This is a genomic window from Sphingobacterium tenebrionis (assembly GCF_037126265.1).
GTDB lineage: Bacteria > Bacteroidota > Bacteroidia > Sphingobacteriales > Sphingobacteriaceae > Sphingobacterium > Sphingobacterium tenebrionis.
Window position 1 is genome coordinate 139,195 of sequence record NZ_JAYLLN010000003.1, and the last position, 21,022, is coordinate 160,216.

Genomic DNA, 21,022 nt, shown 5'->3' on the forward strand with positions numbered 1-21,022 from the left:
TTTGTAAAAAACTGTTATATCCTGAATGACAATTCGAACTGTTGGGTAGTATTGATAAGACTGGATATCAAACCTCGCGTTAAAATAACCAGTCTTATCAAACAAAAGGTTGTATATCAGATGTAAATCAAATCGAATGCCAAATAAGGGTCTTCTTCTCGTGCTTAATACGTGATTATTCTGGTTTTATCCAGGGCCTAACGGGTTTTTTACCTATGGGACTGGTTAGTATTTGTTAGTACACTGCACCCTCCGACACTAAAATTAATCCTGTCGCATCATGTTGTACATTATCCATTCTTTTATCGGTATGTAGCCGACTATCTTTTTCCATATCCTTATTTTTTTCTTTTTTAATCCCCGAAGAAAACATTTTTTTAAAGCTGGTCCCGTAAGGTAAAACAGGTTCTACAAGAAATGATAGGGGAAGTGTTTCTTGCAATCTAACAATAAGGTTATTTATCAGATGCCAAGGTATATGGTCCAGATATTTGAAACTCCATCATGCTTCGGAATACACCGTAATAAGGGCATGCATGATTTTTGGGGACCTGTTTATATTTGTCCCTCCCCCACCATTCCACAAAAGTGTCAACCTAGAATGGAAATTTCCAAAACCTATTGTTCGGATAACTGTTATAGAAGGATGAGGTGTTCCTTATCCAGGAATACTCTTGATTTGAACCATCGATTCGAACCCATGTCAAAATCTAGAAAAATCAATTCATCACTTAATAGCGGAGTCACTCTACCAAGTTTGATCTTTATCCTTGCCGTGTGTTTGGCTTCAGCGATATTCCCAGGGAGGGTTAGCACGGTCCTGGATGTGGTAAAGAACTTTATTTTCGTGAACCTGAATTGGGTATATGTCTGGGCAGTAACTGTCTTTGTTCTGTTCCTGCTATTCCTGATGTTCAGTAAGTACGGAGATATCAAATTGGGGCGAAACGACAGTTCTCCGGACTATTCCTTCTTTTCCTGGATTTCTATGCTCTTCGCAGCCGGTATGGGTATAGGATTGATGTATTTTAGTGTTGCTGAACCTATGCAGCACTATTCCAATGAGATCTTTGCCAACAGCAGTTATGTCAATAGTGCTAAGAACGCACAACTGTATACTTTTTTCCATTGGGGCATCCACGCCTGGGCGATATATGGCTTGGTAGGGCTGGCACTTTCCTATTTTGCCTATAGATATAAACTTCCCCTCTCGCTGAGGAGCTGCCTCTATCCGATTCTTAAGGACAGGATACAGGGCCGCTGGGGGAACACCATCGATGTATTCGCCCTTTGCAGCACCTTTTTTGGAATAACCACCACTCTGGGTTTCGGCGTTGTGCAGATAAATTCTGGTTTGCACATACTTGGGATAGTTCATGAGACCGGCTTCGTCAATCAGGCTATTATTGTGTTTATCCTGGTCTCGATCGCAGTTTTTTCAGCGACCACCGGAGTGGATAAGGGCGTAAGGATCCTGAGCAACCTCAATATCGCAGTGGTTATTTTGCTGATGTTGTTCGTTCTTTTTCTTGGACCGACCGTCTATCTGATAGGTAGCTTTACAGAAGGATTGGGGAACTACATCAATAATTTCTTTAACCTGACCTTCAATACCCATGTTTATGAGGATGCATCCTTACCTTGGTTCTACAATTGGACGATCCTATACTGGGCATGGTGGATTTCATGGTCTCCTTTTGTGGGCCTCTTCATTGCGAAGATATCAAAAGGAAGGACTATTAGGGAGTTTATTGCAGCCGTACTGATCCTTCCGACCATATTCAATTTTATGTGGATGTCCGTTTTCGGCAACAGTGCCATCTGGCTGGACAGCCATGTTTCTGGAGGTGCTCTGAGCGCATTGGCAAACGATCCAGATGCCCTGATGTTCAGGTTTCTGGAATATCTACCGTTTACCAAGGTCATTAGTTTTATGGTTATAGCGATCATCATGATATTCTTTGTGACCTCAGCAGATTCGGGGATGTTCGTCATGAACAGCATTGCTACCAAGAATGCCAAGGTTTCTCCGAAATGGCAGATAGCCGGATGGGGAGTGTTATTAGCCGTTTTGGCCCTATTCTTATTGAATGCAGGAGGATTGGAAGCCCTACAGAGCATGACCCTGATCACGGCACTTCCCTTCTCGATCATCATTCTAGTCATGATAGCCTGCCTTGTAAAGGCCCTGTCGATAGACAAAAAATATTATGAGCAGGAGTTTTCGGTATCTACCGTTCCATGGTCCGGAAAATTATGGAAGGACCGGTTAAGGCAGATAGTGAAAGTTGATTCCCAGAATGATATTGATTCCTATATGAGGGATATTGCCGGAAATGCGATACATGAACTCAGTAACGAATTTATCAAGAATGGGATCGAGGCTAATATAAATCAGGGCAAAGAGCCAAATTTTATTGAAATCGAGATCCGGTATGATTTGGTGAACAATTTCATCTATGGTGTACGGAGTGAGACTAAGGATTTTCCGGAATATTTCCAGAAGGAGGAAAACCTCTCGGATATGGAAGATGGGCAAGCCTACTTTCCTCTGGCCTATTTTGGTGATGCAAGGCAGGGTTATGACGTGAGGTTATTTACCAAGGACGAACTGATCGCAGATATCCTGAAGCATTATGAACGATTCGTGGCCATAATTTCGGAGGATAAAAATAAGATGTTCATTAGTAGCAATGCAAACAGGAGGATAAGGTAGTAGATCAGAATCCCCGCTTTTCATCAGGGACCAGGCTGGAAATAAGGGTTTAGATTTGGACAGCATTACCGTTATTTATCGGTGCTGGGTAGCTCGACATAAAAATTAGCGCCCTTATCAAAATTGTTCTCGTACCATATCTTACCTCCGTGAGCCTCTACTATCCATCTGCAGATAACCAGGCCCATTCCGAAGGATTCCTCCCCGTCAGTACAGGGGTTACACTTGTTGTACAAATCAAAGATCGTCCCTGATATTTGTGAAGGGATTCCTGGCCCACTATCCTTACGCTCACTAAGACTTTCGATACCTGTTTGATAGCTGTGTCTTCCATTTGTGCTCCATGTGGAGCGAATTTTATGACATTGGTTATAAGATTGCTGAATACCCTCCACAGTTGTTCATTTTGGGCCGGGATGAAAATTATATGGTCTGCTTTTAGGATTATTCTCTGGCCTTTGGCCATCGCTTTTATTTCGAGGATCTTGGTGCAATAACCTAACAGTTCACGGATGTCAAAGGTCTCTGTCGGTAATCCCTCGCCCTTGAATTGCTGGTTAAGCAGATTCTCCATCAGATTAAAATCAAAAGTCGAGGATGATTAGGATCAATAAACCGTGCTAACATTTAAACATATATAACGCTTCCATTTTAACCTCTCGCTTATTTTATCGAGTCAAACCATTCACTATCAATCAAAATCGAAAAATTCGGATAGGAATGATTTTTTCTTTTTTGGATATCTTTGTTTTCCATAATCATCTCGATGCTGTCCCTGCCAATGATCTTCATCTTTTCTGTAATATTTATCCTCCCTTTGGTCGATGGTTTGGTTTCTGTCAACGGTCTGTTGCGACTGGGGAAAGTTATTATGGTTTGCAGCATAATCGAGTAGTTTATCCAGTTCACCTTTATCCAGCCAGATTCCTCTGCAATTGGGACAGTAATCTATTTCCACACGATTCCTTTCTGCGATTAATAAAATTTCATTACAATTTGGACATTTCATAGTACATGATTTATAATCCCAAAATAGACAACATATTACAATAAAACGCATAAATTAAATTTAATTTTGCTTTATTTAACATCTTGTGCCAGCCAGATGTTATAAACGTTTAAATTTCTGGGTAATGAGGATAAGGGTTTATTTGATTGAGTTTTTTTTGAAAAGTACCTCAACAATTACATCCTGTTTTTCCATATGTCCACTTTTTCGTTTGAAATGGTTACCTGGTGACAAGCCGCAGACCCTATTTGAAGAGTCCAATCTTTAGTTGCAACTGACAGATTAGTCTTTTGTTTAATTGTATAGATAATAGGTTTGCATACCAGATTTAGATCATGTCAATGATCCGAGGAAATTGAGTTAACTGCAGGGGGTACTTACGGATAATTCTCAACGCTGGGGTTACTTTAAAGTTTTGGCATTGGTAAAGAAAGGTTATTCCTTGAAATAGAGGGAACTTAATTAATTTCTTAACTAGGAACGTGTTATTTCAGGGTAAACATCATTTATGCTTCCCCTTACCCTACATTCAATCTCGGAGTATGCACATGTCGCCAAAATAGCCCAATTGCTTAAGTTGGTTGATGGAAGTATCCTAATAACATGTTTTGTCCTTTCAACATCGTTGTTTATCCCATTAAAACTCTGGACACATTTTGGATAGCTATGGATGGGATCAGATGGTCCAATAAATTCGTGCATGATGGCAAGTCGACCGTTCAAGAATCTGAACTTCCAGTTTTGGTCCTTTTAATATTCAAAATGAAAAATTCAGGATTTCGATTCACTCGCTCCTTTCCGAAGAGGGTATTAATTGATCCAGATAGCAAAAGATTACTGCAGGAATGATTTTTGGAATAAATCCCAAGAAATTTTTGATTTTCTGTTTCCTATACGAACATGTTTACGGTTTCCTTGGATGTTGTGATATAGTTGAAAGAATATTCATATTGGATACTATTGTTCTTAAATATCAAAATTGGAAATTTGGGTCAAGAATCGGGAAGAGGGCAGAGATGTTCGAAAAACTTTTATTAACTATGTGTTTATAAAAGTGGAATATTCAGTCTATACCCATTATAGACTTCAATAGGACCTTCCTGGGTTCAATAAATAGTGTGATGTGATGTTGTCCCATTTGGGACAACATTTTTTTTGATTCTTAATCGTGCCATCGATTTGAGGAGGAAAAGGGGAGGCAAACTCTTTGTATCGGTAATATCATATGTGGTAAAAATTATTCTTATAAGATTCCGAATCCAGTTCATATTCCTATTTTCAAAATCGAAAAATTTTATTTAAAAATCCTATCGAGCAATAAATTTCCATATACTCTGCCAACCTTCCGAATTGTTGATGTATTTTCCCAAAACCTTAGGACAATACGATTTTGTTGGATTATCTTGGTTCAGAACAATATTTAATCGATAATAGGAATCAACCATATGGATCTCTATAATGAATTTTCGTTTCAGAAAGATATTTTGGTGAAATTTTTGTTAATCTTCCAATTAATCCGATTGTATGAATAGAAAGATCCTATGTTTTCTCATAAATGGTAAAGAATTGCTCGAAAGGAAGGACAGTCTGCCCGAATTACTATCTTCCTTCGAGATCCTAGAAGTATCGAAGATCATTGAAACTGCTGCGGGTCATTTTGTATTGGACTCAAGGATCTTTGTTCCACCGACCTTGGAAATTGCAAAAATATGCCCCATATCTGAATACTTTTTTTTTGATACAGTTCTATTCTATGACAACCATATAGCGGAAATCTTCAAAAACAGGAAAAGTGATTTCCATCAATTCCGTATATCCAAGAAGGAGGCCGCACACTTGAAGGTGATTAACGATATGATTAAGACCTACCAGAATGACGATGAGGAAGAATCAAAGGAACTGTTGATCTCGAATCTTTTGAAGAATAATGTGCTCCATTTGAAAAAGGTGTTCGAAAAATCAAAGGATTTAGGTAGGAATGGTCCAGTTTCTGATAATGTCCCGATAACTTATCTTAACACAGCAGAAGCCTTCAAAGGATTGGTAGCATTAAATGCAGTAAAGGAGAAAGGGGTGACTTTTTATGCTGAATCCCTAAATATTACAAATAGGACCCTTTCTAACATAACCAGAAAGGTTATGGATAGATCGCCTAAGGAAATAATAGATAGTTACCTCATTGAGCTTGGACAAAAAATGCTGGAGGACACAGGACTTTCAATCAAGGAAGTTTCCTATTCATTGGGTTTTAGATCTGCAAACGGGTTCAGCATGTACTTCAAAAAACTTTATGGAAAATCGCCAACAGAATATAGGGAATTTCTAGGACAGGGATTATAGCAATCCATAATATACTTAAATTCAACGCACCCCGCCCGGGATATCCTGTGAAAACCGGAGCTGTATTTTGTTCCATTTCCATCGTAAAAAGATGACCACTGGAAATACCCGGATTGGCCCAGGAGTAATTTTTTGAAATGTCCAAAAATCCATGGGGAATTAAGAGTGTGGATCAGGTATTGACTAATCCCTCATCGGCCTTAGTAATAGTAATTCTGTTTGAAAATTTTGTTTTAGGGAGGGAGATCATTGATTTTTACCATTCCTGAATGGTACAGGAAAAGGTACCTTAAAAATAAACCAGAATAAATTCGGTCTACGAGGAATATAAATCGGGCTGTTCCAGACGATGGTCCCAATTAGGGGGGAGTTGAAAAGAGAAAAGGGAGTTTTTTTCGGGGAGGTAGGCAATTCGGTAGAATGTGGACTGGAATGACCTGGGAGAACTGGGTATCTTGGTTTTTGAATAGTAAAATCCATTTGATCTAATATATACTAAATCTTCCAAAGGATGGATCCCACACATCCTTGATTCCAGTTTCGCTAATCGTACAAGTTGTTGATTTGGTCTTTGGACCAAAGGGTATTTCATGGTCCAGTTGTAGATGATATAAATATCCTTAAATTCGCAGTGCCATTTTGCTGGTATTGACAACGCAAGAACGTTGGGTCATGGGCGATTGTTGGGAAAGATCCTTGTTCAAAAAATATGATACTGATTAATTTCTTTTTTTTGTGAAAAGTTTTCCTTTATTTATCAAGCAGATTTATATCAAAATAATCCGTCTCTACAGATTGGTCCTGTCCCATAGGAAAGTATATTCGGAAAATCCCTACATTCAGAACAAAAGGAATCAGATGGTCCGGACAATTGCTTGGATGTGCGTATTCCCTACATTATATTTCGCATTGGTTAACCTAGAAGATCAAAGGTTCTTGTTGGCATCCATAAATATCCTGAATTCCCTAAGTTCCGCCACTGTTCTCGTACTCTTGCACTATCGGAGGTTTGAAAGTGCGAAGGCTGTTCTGCTTGGGTTCAATTTTATATTTTTTCTTGCCGGTGCTATCCTATTCAAGAATGGTGCGGAATATTTTCTGATAAGTATCCTCGTGGCCTCTATGATGCTCTATGATCAAAGAAAGGTTCACATCTTCTTTGGTGCAATGGTAGCGGTATCAATGGTTGCCATATTTATCCTGGGCGAAAGGGTGAACATCACTGAACCTTTGCCAAAGGCAAGGGTTCTGGTCAACATGATTAGTTCAATAGGATTTATCATTTTGGTAACCAATTCTTTTCTCCAGATCATAAAGAACAACCTTCTCAAGATCCAGAAGCAGAAAAGAGCATTGAAGGAATCCAATCAAGAGAAGGAAAAAGTGTTTTCTATTATTGCCCATGATGTGAAAAGCCCTTTGGCAAGTCTTGAAAACCTGGTGCTTGCCTTGAAGCATCATATCTTCAACCAGGAAAAATCCATCGAATTCATCAGCGATATCCATGCCCACATCCTAAAGCAGAATCAGATCCTGGATGATCTTCTAAAATGGGGTAGCAGTAATGTAAAGGGCGCCACGGGTGAAAAAACGAAAGTCTGCCTATTGCCAGTTGTAAATGATACCATCAATAATTTTCAGGAACAGATAAAAAGGAAGAGCCTCCATGTTTCCTGGGAGATCTCACCCGAGGATTCTGTCGTTGCGGATATGGAACACATTCGCATAATCATAAGGAACATATTGAGCAATGCGATAAAATTCAGTTTTTTTGGGGGGAAGATAAAACTATCGGTCAAGGTTGAAGGGACTAGGACGTATATATCTATAATCGACCATGGTATTGGGATAAGTATGAAAGATTTGTCCACGCTATTCAAATCTGTTCAGAGGAATTCATTAGGGACTGCAGATGAAAGGGGATCGGGGATTGGACTTCTGTTGATCAAGGACCTGATTGAACGGAACCACGGAACTGTAGAGGTACAGAGTAAACCAGCAGAGGGCACCGTTCTGCGAGTGGGATTTCCAAATGTGCCCCAAATTGGGAAAACTTGACCTATTATATGCCCTCCTGCCTGTACTTTACAGCAAAAAGGCCCTTTGGCAGTGGTTTGGCAGACAGATAGGCTCCCATGATAAAGATCTATCCTAGATTTTTTTCTGTGGATAGATCCTTTCCTCGATCCCCAAGCTTTGATTTAGGTACACCGGAATGCTCGTAGCTCAAAATCCATTTAGGATTCTTTTTAAAGGAAGCCTGGAACACGCTAACTGTACTATTTTCTGGCTAACATTCTGTTAATAGTCCTCCATTTCTTTAATGACATGAAGAGGGATCAGCCCAGTGCTGTTTCAAAGTCCTTAATAAGGTCCTCTATGTTTTCAATACCCACTGAAATACGTATAAGTCCCGGATATATACCAGATGTCTGCTTTTGGTCCTTATCATGGTGGCCGCCCCACATACTTGCTGGATGTACCACCAAGGATTCTACTCCTCCCAGACTTGCGGCATTGGCAAAAATGGTCAATCTGTTCAGAACCTCTTGAGCATAGGAATATGCCTGTTCATCATGATCAGCCGATAGTTCCACACATAACATGCCCGTTCCTCCATTCATCTGTTTTTGTGCCAATGCATATTGTGGATGTGAACTCAACCCAACATAGGCTACTTTTTTGATGCGGGGATGTTTATCCAGCCATTGTGCCAATTCAAGGGCATTCTCATTGATCTGTCTAACCCTCATAGCGAGTGTCTTCATCCCCCTTAACAACAGCCAGGAATCAAATGGGCTTAAAGATCCCCCCAGGACCAAGGATCTCCGCCATACCTTGTTTATGTAAGATTTTCTACCGCACACCGCTCCAGCAGTAAGGTCACTATGCCCCCCAAGATATTTCGTTGCGGAATGCACGATAATATCTATACCAAAATCAGCAGGCGTCTGGTTGATCGGAGAGGCGAAAGTATTGTCCACCATCGTGGTGATCTGTCCTTTCTTTCCCAGTCCGGCAATGAATGCAAGGTCTGTAATGTCAAGGTTTGGATTGGAAGGGGTTTCCACATAGATCAGTTTTGTGTTTGGCTGAATGGCCTTTTCAAAGGCCTGGTTGTCCTTTTGGTCCACATATGTAACCTCTACCCCAAAATCCGACAGGAATTCCTTAAAGAAGAGCATAGCGCCGGAGTAAAGGGAATGCTGGGTAATGATGTGATCTCCAGTTTTCACCACGGTGAGAATTGCCGTACTGATCGCCGCCATGCCTGTGGCCAAGACCAGCGCATCTTCCGTCTTCTCCAAAGAGGCTAATACAGCGGCCGCCTGGGAGTTGGTCGGATTACCATGCCTATGATAAAATCCAGGATGTTTTGTCTCCGATGCAGCGGTAATGTATTGTTTTAGGTCCTCATCTGCAATATATGTGGACGTTTGGTAAATTGGTGTAACAACAGCTTTACTTTCATTGAATTCACTTCCTTTGTGAATGAGGTCGGTTTCTAAATGAGCCATAATAGGTTGATTTAAAATAAAGGCCTAAAAATTAAAAATTATTCCTATAAATCCTTAATTTGAAGACCTAAATATGTATAATATTTTAATCTAAACAGTATTACTAAATTATGAAAAGATTGCTCAGCATCATAGGCTGTTTTTTCACTATTTGTGTTATGGCACAGGTGAAATCGCCCTCCGAGTTCCTCGGTTATCAGGTGGGTACCAAAGTTACGCCTTATTGGAAGGTCTTGGACTATTATGCGTACATCGCCAAGGAATTCCCCAACCAAGTGAAAATGGAGTCCTATGGTACTTCTATTGAGGGGAGGCCGTTGCAGGTTTTTTATGTTTCTGCCGCAAAGCATATTTCGAAATTAGAGGAAATCAGGAACAATAACCTAAAACTTGCCAAAGCTTTGGAAGGGGAGGGAAGCAGTAACATTCCTGCAATTATCTGGATGAGCAATAATGTGCATGGAAATGAAACATCGTCTATTGAAGCTTCCATGCTGACGCTTTTCGAATTGCTCAACCCGAAGAATCAAGAGACAAAGCGCTGGTTGGAAAACACCTTGGTCATCATCGATCCTTGTCTGAATCCGGATGGGACGGAACGGTATAACAATTGGCATAACGGTGTTGTGGGCGCGCAGTATAACCCAGAACTGTATGCCCGGGAACATCGGGAACCATGGCCTGGAGGTCGATTGAACCACTATTATTTCGATATGAACCGCGATTGGGCATGGCAGACCCAACAGGAAAGCAGGCTACGTGCGGTGATCTATAACAAATGGCTGCCGCATATTCATGTCGATTTTCATGAGCAGGGCATCAATGCACCCTATTATTTTCCGCCAGCGGCAGAGCCTTTGCACGAGGTGATCACCCCATGGCAAAGGGAGTTTCAGACAACCATCGGAAGGCACAATGCAAAATATTTTGATTCCAAAGGTTGGCTATATTTTACCAAGGAACGTTTTGACCTGTTCTATCCTTCTTATGGGGATACCTATCCGATCTATTCAGGTGCTATTGGGATGACCTTTGAAAAGGCCGGTAATGGTTCTGCCGGTTTGGGGGTGTATACCGATAATAAGGATACATTGACCCTGGTTGATCGCGCAATCCAACATCATGCATCCGGTATCAATATCGTAGAAGTGGTATCGCAGCATGCGGACAAGGTCGTGGCGGAATTCAAGAAGTTTGGTGAAGATGCCATAGCAGGTAAATTATCCTCCTATCATAGTTATGTGATAAAATATGATGCTGCAAGGGAAGGCAGTTTGCGGGCTCTTTTGAAATTATTGGATAAGAACCAGATCAAGTATTATGCAGGAACGGGTTCGGTTAAGGGAATGGATTATTTCAGTAAAAAAGAAGCAAATTATACCCTGTCGGAGAAAGATGTGGTCATTCCGGGAAGTCAAGCTAAGGCAGCATTGATCAGGGTATTGTTTGAGCCTGATGCAAAATTGACGGATTCGGTCACTTATGATATCACCGCATGGGCAATGCCTTATGTTTATGGTCTCCCGGCCATTGCTTCTATGGCAAAACCGGCTAAACTCCAGCCTTATTCTTTAGAAAATTTGGAAAATCCGGCTGCAGCAGGTTTTGGCTACGCGATAAAATGGGATGGGTTTTCCGCGGCACAACTCACGGCAGCCTTATTGAAAAGGAAAATTAGTTTGAAATCTTCCGATTATGCCTTTAAGTTAGGAAAAGAAGATTTTCCGCGGGGATCCTTGTTGATCATGAAGAACGGGAATAAGCAGGCCGATGCGGAACGGATCATCAAGGAGGAGGCGGATAAGCTTCAGGTAAGGTTATATCCGATCCAGTCTGGGATTGTGGAAGGCGGTAGAGATTTAGGAAGCTCGGATGTAAAAACTGTGAAAACCCCTAAGGTGCTGATGATGGCTGGCGAGGGGATTAGGGCAACCAATGTAGGCGAGATCTGGCATTATTTTGATGAAATGCTTAAATATCCGATAACCTTGATCAATCCTTCGGATTTTTCTCGGGTAAAATGGAGCGACATTGATGTGTTCATCATGCCGAATGGTAATTATTCCTTTTTAAAGGATACCAATCAAAGTAAGGAATTTGCGAGTTGGCTGCGGGCAGGTGGAAAGGTGGTGGCATTGGAGTCTGTCGTCGGGCAATTGGCGAGTCAGGAATGGTCTAAGCTAAAGGCTGTGAAAGCGGATACCAGTGCGAAGAATAAACCAAATCCCTTGAAAAAATATGCAGATAGGGAAAGAGGGGCTTTGGAAAACTATACGGCTGGAGCTATCTATAAGGTCACATTCGATGATTCACATCCTTTGATGTATGGAATTAAGGATTATTTCACCTTAAAAACAGATGCTAACCTATACCAGTATTTTCAGAACAGTGAAGGCTGGAATGTAGGATATATCACAGAGGGCTCTAAAGTAAGTGGCTTTGTAGGACACAACCTGAATAAGAAATTGAAGAATGGCCTGGTATTCGGAACGCAGCAGATTGGTCAAGGAACGGTAGTTTACTTGACGGATAATGTGCTTTTCCGGAATTTTTGGGAAAGTGGGAAGCTTTTGATGGCAAATGCTGTGTTTTTGGTAGGGGAATAACCCCTACCAATTATGCCATTTCTTTCAGCAGCTCTATAGCATACTCAATGCTATTGACATTGTTGACCGCAATCCTTAATTGACCTTTCACTTCTTTCAGATTCGCGATACTTCCATGCTTCTGAACAAATGCCAATACCTGCCCGAATTTTTCGGATTGGTAATAGCTCGACTTCGGATTGCTTACAAAAAATCCTTTTAAGGTATCTTTCTTAAAGGAGATTTTCTCCAATCCGATTTCCTTGCCCAGCCATTGCAACCTTAAGGTATTGAACAGTTCGTAAACTGGCCCTGGTACAGGTCCGAATCGATCCATTAAGGATTGTTCAAATGCCTGTAATTGCGTCTCGTCCTTCAGTTTAGCAATATCATTGTACAGGTTATATCTTTCAGATATATTGGTTACATACTCATCCGGGATCAATACTTCCAGATCCGTATCGATCTGGGTAAAGCTTACATATTTACGATTTGTCTCATCGGCAAATAGATCACCAAACTCATCGTCTTTTAGCTCCTGAACCGCTTCATCCAATATCTTATTGTACATCTCAAAACCAATCTCTGCGATGAATCCCGATTGTTCTGCTCCCAAAAGGTTCCCTGAACCGCGGATATCCAGATCGCGCATCGCCACATTGAATCCTGAACCTAATTCCGAGAATTCTTCAATGGCCGATAACCTTTTGTATGCCTCATTGGTCAAGGTGGACAATGGTGGGCTCATCAGGTAACAGAATGCCTTTTTGTTGGTCCGTCCCACACGACCACGCATTTGGTGAAGATCGCTCAATCCAAACATATGGGCATGGTTGATCATGATCGTATTGGCATTTGGTATATCTAGGCCCGCTTCGATAATCGTGGTAGCGACCAAAACATCGTATTCATGATTGATGAACTTCAACATTACATCTTCCAGTTCATCACCTTCCAATTGCCCATGCGCTATACCAACTCTCGCTCCTGGGACCAATTTCCGGATCAACATGCCTAATTGAGGAAGGTCTGCCACCCGATTATGGATGAAGAACACCTGTCCGCCACGGTCCAGTTCAAAGCTAACCGCTTCCTGGATCAGACTTTCATTAAACACATGAAGTTCTGTCTGTACAGGCTGTCTGTTCGGTGGTGGGGTAGAAATAATGCTTAAATCCCTTGCTCCCATTAGGGAGAAGTGTAAGGTTCGTGGGATAGGTGTTGCGGTCAAGGTCAGGGAGTCGACGTTTGCACGCATGACTTTCAGTTTCTCCTTTACCGATACCCCGAATTTCTGTTCCTCATCGATGATCATCAATCCAAGGTCCTTAAATTTCACATCCTTGCTCACCAAGCGATGGGTTCCGATAATGATATCCACTTTTCCTTCTTCCAGTCTTTTCAAGGTGTCCTTGATCTGTTTGCTGGATTTGAAACGGTTGATGTAATCGATATTCACCGGAAAACCTTTCAGCCTTTCGGAGAAGGTTCGGAAATGCTGTAGCGCAAGGATCGTTGTAGGGACTAAAACAGCCACCTGTTTGCTATCTGCTACGGCTTTAAACGCCGCACGGATGGCAACTTCTGTTTTTCCGAAACCAACATCACCACAGACCAAGCGGTCCATAGGATGAGGGGACTCCATATCTCTTTTCAGATCATTGGTAGCCTTTTCCTGATCTGGGGTATCCTCATAGATAAAGGAGGCTTCCAGCTCGCGCTGCAAATAGGTGTCCGGACTGAACGCATTACCGGTTTGGGCCTTGCGTTTGGCATATAACATGATCAGGTCGCGGGCAATATCCTTGACCTTCTTTTTCGTCGTTTTCTTTAGTTTGTCCCAAGCATCTGTTCCTAACTTGTTCATCTTGGGAACAGTGCCCTCTTTTCCGGAATATTTGGAAATCCTGTTCAGGGAGTTGATGTTGACATATAGGAGGTCATTATCCGCATAAACCAACCGAATCATTTCCTGCGTTTTACCATTCACATCTACTTTTTCCAACCCCGCATACTTACCAATGCCATGATCGATATGGGTAATGAAATCACCTGGTTTTAATTCCCCAAGTTCTTTTAATGTGATGGCTTGCGAACGTTCGTAACCCTTTTTCCGCTTGTATTTATAATAACGATCAAAGATCTGATGATCGGTATAGCAGGCGGCTTTTAGAACATCATCCCTAAAACCTTCTCTAAGCGCTTTGTAGATTGGGGTAAAACTTACGGTCTTATCCAGATCATCTAAAATCGCATAAATTCGTTCAATTTGTTTGGTGGAATCGGAAAAAATGTAATTGTGGATGCCATGTTTCTCGTTTTCCTTGAAGTTATGGATCAACAGATTGAAGTCCTTGTTAAACGAAGGTTGTGGATGTGTATCGAATTCTAGTTGTTCATCCGCATTGTAAAAAAATTGTTTTCCAAATTCGATGATGGGATATTCGAACAACATTGCATTGAAATTCTTCTCATCGGTGAATGTAAATCGCGGATCTAACAATTCCGGATTTGCTTTCAGGTCTTTCTCTGTTAAAGCTTTCCAAAATTGGGATGCTTTTTTATAACCATCCTTCAGGATATCCAAGGTGAATTGAACGTCCTTTATCCATACTACGGAGTTTTTATCGATATATTCCAATAAAGAAATATGGTTGTTCGACAAGAATTTCGCTTGTACATTAGGTACGATCGTTACGGTATGGATTTTATTGACGGATAACTGATTTTCAATATCGAAGGTTCGGATGCTCTCAATTTCATCCCCAAAGAATTCGATGCGATAGGGGAGGTCGTTGGAAAAAGAGAAGATATCCACAATTCCCCCACGGATGGCGAACTGTCCAGGTTCATAGACAAAATCTACCCGCTCAAAATCGTATTCGTATAAAAATTCGTTGATGAAATCGATACTGAGTTTGGTGTTCTGTGTAATGGGCAGGGTGTTCTTTTCCAGATCCTGTTTGTTGATCACCTTTTCCGCAATGGCTTCGGGATAGGTGACCACAATTTTAGGGAGTTCCGAATTTTGGTTCAAAGAACTCAAGGTCTCAGCCCGCTGAAGCACATGCGCGCTATCCAGTTGTGTAAATTCGTAGGGTTTTCGGTAAGAAGCCGGAAAAAATAAGATCTGTTTATCAAAAAGACTTTCCAGGTCGCTCAAGAAATAAGAGGCATCCTCATGTGTAGGAAGGATGAATACATTTAATCTTTTTTCCAGTTGATAACATGCGGCAGCAACCATGGCATCCGCCGAACCCACCAATCCCTTTAAATGGATCTTGGGTCTCTTCCCTTGAATGCTTTGTTGTAAGGCTTTTACTTGAGTGGAATTACTGTATTTTGTTAATAGTTCTTGAATGTTCACGCGGAAAGGATGTTTTTACAAAAATACTAAAAAGTAATTAATCGATGTTCTTCAGCAAAAGATATGACAGATTCCATTTGTGGGTTGAGATCGAACTGTAGATCTTCATGTAGTTTGTTGAACAAGCCATTTACATTTTTGACTCTTCCCATAACGTATTTATGAAGCTTCATGCCAGGTAATAATGCAGTTGGTCCAAAAAGGACAGGGAATCTTTCGAAGGCTTCTTGAAGCAAAATCAATCGACACTCCACGACAGAGAACTTATCTTTTGTTACTTTCTCATGTTCATTGATCCAACCACTTGCTTGCCTCATCAAGCTGGTCAATTCTCTATAATTACTATATAAAGGCAAGTTCTTAATAGTTGAAGAAGCCTGATCGAACAAACTTTCCAATCTGTCCTTTAGGACTTTTATGCGGTCGGCCAGATCGGCCTCATCCTCCAATAATTCATAATGCAGTTGCTTTAAGAGCATTTTATCCTTATTGATCAATCGCACCAATAGCTTATCTTTTTCTTTTTCGGATAAGGATAGGACAGCTTGTTTTAAAGGTAGATCTTTATGTAGTGACATGTTTAAAATTAACTATTTTCCAAGAGATACCTTGTATGATAGCAAAAATGGTACTAATTCATGGGTATTTAGTCTTCCTATAATAGCAAAAAGTAATTATTACCATTGATAACCCTTTTTGTACCATCCAGAATGGTAGTAATTGTCTATTTTTGTAGCTGATGGCAAAGATACCTGTAATAGAACAATGTACGGTTTCCTACAAGGAGAACAAAGACTTCTTGGTAGATCGCCTGGAGGTATATCTGGAGCAGAATAAAAACCTGGTTTTTCCACACCGCCATAATTTTTACCATATGGTACTTTTCCTTGCAGGAGGCGGATCACATGAAATTGATTTTAAGGAATATGCGGTAGAAAGGGGGCAGGTATATATGATGGGGCCTGGTCAGGTACATTCTTGGATGTTCCAAGGTGAAATGAAAGGTTTCATTGTCAATTTTGATATTGATTACTTCAAGACACTTTTGGTTCAACAGGATTATGTGGAACGGCTTGGGATATTTTCTTCCTTGACAGAAAGTGTATTTGTATTGGACGAATATCAACTGCGGGAAATCATTAACCTGTTCAGCCAATTATTGGAATTGAATGATCGAGTGACCACGGATTTACAAAGGACCTTATTGTTATTCATTCTGTTAAAACTGGATCAAGCTTATGCACCAAGCTTGGAAGGAAAAAGCTTAGATTACCATCTGGTGCTGATCAAAAATTTTTTGGCCCTTTTGGATCAGCATTTCAAAGAGCTACATTTGCCGAAGGAATATGCGGAATTATTATTTGTAACTCCCAATCATTTGAATGCGGTTTGTAAGGAATACATGGGATTGCAGGCGGGGGAAGTCATTCGGAATCGGATATTACTGGAGGCAAAACGCTTATTGATCCTACCGGATTGGACCATCTCACAGGTTAGTTATGAATTAAATTTTAATGATAATTCGTATTTCACAAAATTTTTTAAGAAAATAGCAGGGATTACCCCTGAAGAATTTAGGAGATCACAATGGAAATAAATACAAACATGGAAACACAATATACTATTCCATCGGAATTAAAGAGTGCAATTGACGGGAAATGTCCAAGATGTAGAACTGGAAATATGTTTGCTGGCCCACTATTTAGTTTTAAATCAAAAAAGATGTTGGATAGATGTCCGGCCTGTGATTTGAAATTTGAGAAAGAGCCGGGTTATTTTTATGTAGCGATGTACGTGAGTTATGCTTTGAGTGTTGGCGAGTTGATCGCAGCATGTGTCGGTACGTATTTGCTGACCGGTAACTTGGAAAACCCTTGGTTATATGTGATCGTAGCATTGGCCGTAACCTTGATCATGGCGCCTTTTAACAATCGTTATTCACGGATTATCCTTTTGTATTGGATGACACCGATGTTCCGCTTCAATCCGAAGATCTATGCCCAAATAAAGGAAGAAGGAAAGTAAATTTTAGGAAACAGTAAATGGTTTAAAATAGGAAACCCTGTAAATAAGTTTACAGGGTTTTTATTTTAATATCTTACTGGATTGGATTCTCGTGCAAATATTTTTCCCATTCCCAGGCAGAAGCCATCATTTCATCAATCCCTAATTGAGCTGTCCATCCCAATTCTTTGGTAGACTTATTCACATCACCCCAAACCTTGATAATATCCCCTTCTCGGCGAGGACCGAATTCGTAATTCAATTTTTGGCCGGAAGCTTTCTCAAAAGCATGGATGGCTTCCAAAACAGAGTATCCATTTCCCGTACCTACATTGAAAATATCATAATTACCGTTCGGATTTCCTTTTTCCAATAACTTTATAGCGGCCACATGTGCTTTTGCCAAATCCACTACGTGGATATAATCACGGATAGCAGAACCATCAGGTGTATCATAATCGTTTCCAAAGACCGTGATCTTTTCGCGTTTTCCGATGGCAGTTTGGGTAATGAAAGGCAGAAGGTTTGCAGGTACGCCATTTGGCAATTCACCGATCAAAGCAGATTCATGCGCTCCTACCGGATTGAAATAACGTAATGCGATTACATTATAGTTGGAATTCGCCTTTGCAGTTTCTTCCAAGATCTCTTCTGCAATCTGTTTGGTGTTTCCGTAAGGTGAAGTCGCTTTCTTTACAGGTGCCGCTTCATTTACTGGCAATACATCCGGTTCGCCATACACTGTACAGCTTGACGAGAAAACGAAATTGATCGGTTTTTCACGATATGCCTCCAACAGATTGATCAAGGAGAAGAAATTATTATGGTAGTATTTCAATGGATTCTGAACAGATTCTCCAACAGCTTTTGATGCCGCAAAGTGTATGATTCCAGCAATATCAGGGTGTTTACCGATAAAATCATTCACCTTTTCGTTATCACATAGATCGAATTCATAGAATTCTGGCTTTACGCCAATGATCTTTTCGATCTGATCCAATATCTTGATGCTGGAATTGGAAAGATTATCCACCAAAATCGGGGTATAACCCGCTTTATGTAATTCCACAACGGTATGTGATCCAATATATCCCGTTCCGCCTGTTACTAATATTTTGCTCATGTTGATGTATTAAGTCTAGTGTATGTTACTATTGAATAATGTCTGATAATAGTGAATGGTTTTCATTAAACCTTCTTTTCTGTTTACTTTAGGTTGCCAATCCAGCACCTTCTTGGCTTTGCTAATATCCGGGCGCCTTTGTTTCGGATCATCAATCGGTAATGGTTCAAAAACAATGCTTGATTGACTGGATGTTAAGGCAATAATCTCTTTCGCCATATCCAAGAGCCTCATTTCATCGGGATTACCAATGTTGATCGGCAAGCAATAATCGGAAAAAAGCAACCTATAGATGCCCTCCACCTGATCGGATACATAGATAAAGGATCTCGTTTGCATACCATCCCCAAATACCGTTAAATCTTTATGCTGTAAGGCCTGAGAAATGAAAGTGGGCAAGGCCCTTCCGTCTTCCAATCGCATCCGGGGGCCAAAGGTGTTGAAGATCCTGGCAATTCGCGTTTCCAAGCCATGAAAATTATGGTAGGCCATGGTCATGGCTTCCTGGAATCTTTTGGCTTCATCATAAACCCCTCTTGGGCCAACTGGGTTTACATTTCCCCAGTATTCTTCGGCCTGCGGGGATACCAATGGATCGCCATATACCTCAGAAGTTGATGCCACCAGTATCCGTGCCTCTTTGCTTTTTGCCAAACCTAATAGGTTATGGGTTCCTAAGGAACCTACTTTCAGCGTTTGGATGGGGATTTTCAGGTAATCGATCGGACTGGCCGGCGATGCAAAATGTAAGATGTAATGTAATTCTCCCGGCACATGTACGAACTTTGAAACATCATGATGGTAGAATTCGAAATTGGGTAATTTGAAGAGGTGCTCGATATTTTTTAGGTCCCCTGTGACGAGGTTATCCATCGCGATGACATGGAAATCCTCTTCAATAAACCGATCACAGAGGTGTGATCCTAAGAATCCAGCCGCTCCAGTTATTAATATTCGTTTGCGCTTGTTCTCCTGCACAATAGTGAAATTGAAAAGGTTTAAATATCTTTGACGAAGATAAGCAATATTTTAACATTATGCGTTTCCTTTACCAAGCAGGCATCTTTTTATACGGGCTACTTTTACGTATCCTGGCACCATTCCATGCGAAGGCTAGGCTTTGGGTAAATGGCCGAAAGGATCTTTTGAAAAAGATCGAGCAAACGGTTGAACAAGGGCAAAAACACATTTGGTTTCATTTTGCTTCCTTGGGTGAATTTGAGCAGGGGAGATCGGTTTTGGAGCAGATCAGGAAGCGTTTTCCGGATGAAAAAATAATTGTAACATTTTTTTCCCCATCAGGATTCGAGATCCGAAAGAATACACCATTAGCCGATCATGTATTCTACTTGCCAGAAGATACAGCCGGCAATGCCCGCAAATTCATCGAATTGATCAATCCCAAATTTGTCGTTTTTACTAAATATGAGTATTGGTATTTTTATTTCAGGGAGCTGAAAAGACGTAATATCCGTTTATTGATGATTTCTGCGATCTTTCGGGAAGAGCAGTTGTTTTTTAAGGAATATGGTGGGTTTTATAGGAATATTCTTAAAAATGTATCCTATTTCTTTACGCAGAATATGGATAGTGTGCATATGCTGAAATGGATTCGGATAACCAATGCTGGTTTGGCCGGAGATACCCGGTTTGATCGCGTGGTGGAATTGCCGAAAGAGCATAAGGAGATTGAGGTGGTGCGGGATTTTGTAGGAGGGAATCGGGTTTTGGTAGCTGGAAGTACCTGGGGACAGGATGAAGGATTGTTGAAAGTTTTGTTGGATAATCATAAGGGTTGGAAAATGATTTTAGCGCCACATGAGATCCATAAGGAACATATTAATCAGTTGATGGGCTTGTTTCCTAAGGCGCTGTTGTTTTCGAAGTATGAAAGTTATTCCGATTTGGAAAAGGAACAAGCGCAGGTTTTATTGATCGATAATATTGGGATGTTATCCTCGCTTTATGCGTATGGGGATATGGCGTATATAGGTGGGGGATTTGGTGCGGGAATCCATAATACCTTGGAAGCAGCGACCTATGGGATTCCGGTGATTTTTGGGCCAAAGTATTCGAAATTCCAGGAGGCGGTGGATTTGTTGGAGTTGGGTGCTGGTTTTTCCATTGGGAATCAGGTGGAGTTGAATGAAGTTTTTGAGGCATTATTGGCTGATGAGAAAAGGTTGCCAGCCGGAACGGCAGCAAAAAACTATGTGCAGCAAAGGGCAGGTGCCACCCATATTATAATGAAGTACCTGGAAACGGAGAGGTTGCTGGGATAGATACGTCATTGCGAGGAGGCACGACGAAGCAATCTTTCGACTTCGCTCAAGATGACAAGCGGAAAGATTGCTTCGTTC

General features: G+C 40.9%; 16 protein-coding genes. 7 read left to right on the forward strand and 9 right to left on the reverse strand.

The features are described from left to right. Positions 1–235 precede the first annotated feature (235 nt). Positions 236–442, reverse strand: coding sequence for a hypothetical protein (locus VJ786_RS02650; protein ID WP_336557221.1), 207 nt, complete (start codon positions 440–442; stop codon positions 236–238). A 258-nt stretch (positions 443–700) separates the two neighbouring features. Between VJ786_RS02650 and VJ786_RS02655 the strand changes: the two genes are divergently transcribed. Beyond that, positions 701–2,716 carry a BCCT family transporter gene (locus VJ786_RS02655; RefSeq protein WP_336557222.1) on the forward strand — a complete coding sequence of 672 codons (2,016 nt, stop codon included), beginning with the start codon at positions 701–703 and terminating at the stop codon, positions 2,714–2,716. A gap of 71 nt (positions 2,717–2,787) precedes the next feature. Here VJ786_RS02655 and VJ786_RS16585 read toward each other — a convergent pair whose 3' ends face one another. The 3 genes from VJ786_RS16585 to VJ786_RS02665 all read right to left on the reverse strand — a co-directional run bounded on the left by VJ786_RS16585 (position 2,788) and on the right by VJ786_RS02665 (position 3,674). Continuing rightward, positions 2,788–2,952 (reverse strand): ATP-binding protein, encoded by a 165-nt coding sequence (locus VJ786_RS16585; RefSeq protein WP_367575540.1) that lies wholly within the window; start codon positions 2,950–2,952, stop codon positions 2,788–2,790. After that, on the reverse strand, positions 2,877–3,290 hold the full coding sequence (locus tag VJ786_RS02660; protein ID WP_245153237.1) for a sensor histidine kinase family protein: 414 nt from the start codon (positions 3,288–3,290) through the stop codon (positions 2,877–2,879). Before VJ786_RS02660 ends, VJ786_RS16585 begins: the two co-directional genes overlap by 76 nt. 117 nt (positions 3,291–3,407) lie before the next feature. Beyond that, a complete protein-coding gene (locus VJ786_RS02665; RefSeq protein ID WP_437129004.1) occupies positions 3,408–3,674 on the reverse strand; it encodes a TFIIB-type zinc ribbon-containing protein in 267 nt (88 codons plus the stop codon). Positions 3,675–5,249: 1,575 nt separating this feature from the next. Between VJ786_RS02665 and VJ786_RS02670 the strand changes: the two genes are divergently transcribed. Both VJ786_RS02670 and VJ786_RS02675 read left to right on the forward strand, forming a co-directional pair. After that, positions 5,250–6,065, forward strand: coding sequence for a helix-turn-helix domain-containing protein (locus tag VJ786_RS02670; protein WP_336557224.1), 816 nt, complete (start codon positions 5,250–5,252; stop codon positions 6,063–6,065). Positions 6,066–6,923: 858 nt separating this feature from the next. Then, positions 6,924–8,123, forward strand: coding sequence for a sensor histidine kinase (locus VJ786_RS02675; protein ID WP_134778091.1), 1,200 nt, complete (start codon positions 6,924–6,926; stop codon positions 8,121–8,123). 281 nt (positions 8,124–8,404) lie between these two features. On the opposite strand, the gene VJ786_RS02680 is transcribed toward VJ786_RS02675, so the two are convergent. Beyond that, positions 8,405–9,583 (reverse strand): trans-sulfuration enzyme family protein, encoded by a 1,179-nt coding sequence (locus tag VJ786_RS02680; protein WP_099366523.1) that lies wholly within the window; start codon positions 9,581–9,583, stop codon positions 8,405–8,407. Between the two features lie 110 nt (positions 9,584–9,693). Between VJ786_RS02680 and VJ786_RS02685 the strand changes: the two genes are divergently transcribed. Then, positions 9,694–12,189, forward strand: a complete 2,496-nt coding sequence (locus VJ786_RS02685; RefSeq protein WP_336557225.1) for a M14 metallopeptidase family protein — start codon at positions 9,694–9,696, stop codon at positions 12,187–12,189. Positions 12,190–12,199: 10 nt separating this feature from the next. Here the strand turns inward: VJ786_RS02685 and mfd are convergent, their stop codons facing one another. Next, positions 12,200–15,535: a transcription-repair coupling factor gene (gene mfd / locus VJ786_RS02690; RefSeq protein ID WP_336557226.1), complete on the reverse strand. Its 3,336-nt coding sequence runs from the start codon at positions 15,533–15,535 to the stop codon at positions 12,200–12,202. 26 nt (positions 15,536–15,561) lie between these two features. After that, the gene (locus tag VJ786_RS02695) at positions 15,562–16,113 is read right to left on the reverse strand and encodes a hypothetical protein (protein WP_336557227.1); all 552 of its coding nucleotides are present in this window, start codon (positions 16,111–16,113) and stop codon (positions 15,562–15,564) included. Between the two features lie 161 nt (positions 16,114–16,274). On the opposite strand from VJ786_RS02695, the gene VJ786_RS02700 reads away from it, so the two are divergent. Together VJ786_RS02700 and VJ786_RS02705 are read left to right on the forward strand one after the other, a co-directional pair. Beyond that, positions 16,275–17,132, forward strand: coding sequence for a helix-turn-helix domain-containing protein (locus VJ786_RS02700; protein ID WP_245153236.1), 858 nt, complete (start codon positions 16,275–16,277; stop codon positions 17,130–17,132). Between the two features lie 8 nt (positions 17,133–17,140). Then, positions 17,141–17,560, forward strand: coding sequence for a DUF983 domain-containing protein (locus VJ786_RS02705; protein ID WP_336557228.1), 420 nt, complete (start codon positions 17,141–17,143; stop codon positions 17,558–17,560). Between the two features lie 73 nt (positions 17,561–17,633). Here the strand turns inward: VJ786_RS02705 and galE are convergent, their stop codons facing one another. Together galE and VJ786_RS02715 are read right to left on the reverse strand one after the other, a co-directional pair. Continuing rightward, the gene (gene galE, locus VJ786_RS02710) at positions 17,634–18,662 is read right to left on the reverse strand and encodes a UDP-glucose 4-epimerase GalE (RefSeq protein ID WP_134778084.1); all 1,029 of its coding nucleotides are present in this window, start codon (positions 18,660–18,662) and stop codon (positions 17,634–17,636) included. A 15-nt stretch (positions 18,663–18,677) separates the two neighbouring features. Next, positions 18,678–19,640, reverse strand: a complete 963-nt coding sequence (locus VJ786_RS02715; RefSeq protein ID WP_134778083.1) for a UDP-glucuronic acid decarboxylase family protein — start codon at positions 19,638–19,640, stop codon at positions 18,678–18,680. A gap of 59 nt (positions 19,641–19,699) precedes the next feature. Between VJ786_RS02715 and VJ786_RS02720 the strand changes: the two genes are divergently transcribed. Beyond that, positions 19,700–20,944, forward strand: a complete 1,245-nt coding sequence (locus VJ786_RS02720) for a 3-deoxy-D-manno-octulosonic acid transferase (protein WP_134778082.1) — start codon at positions 19,700–19,702, stop codon at positions 20,942–20,944. Positions 20,945–21,022: the final 78 nt, after the last annotated feature.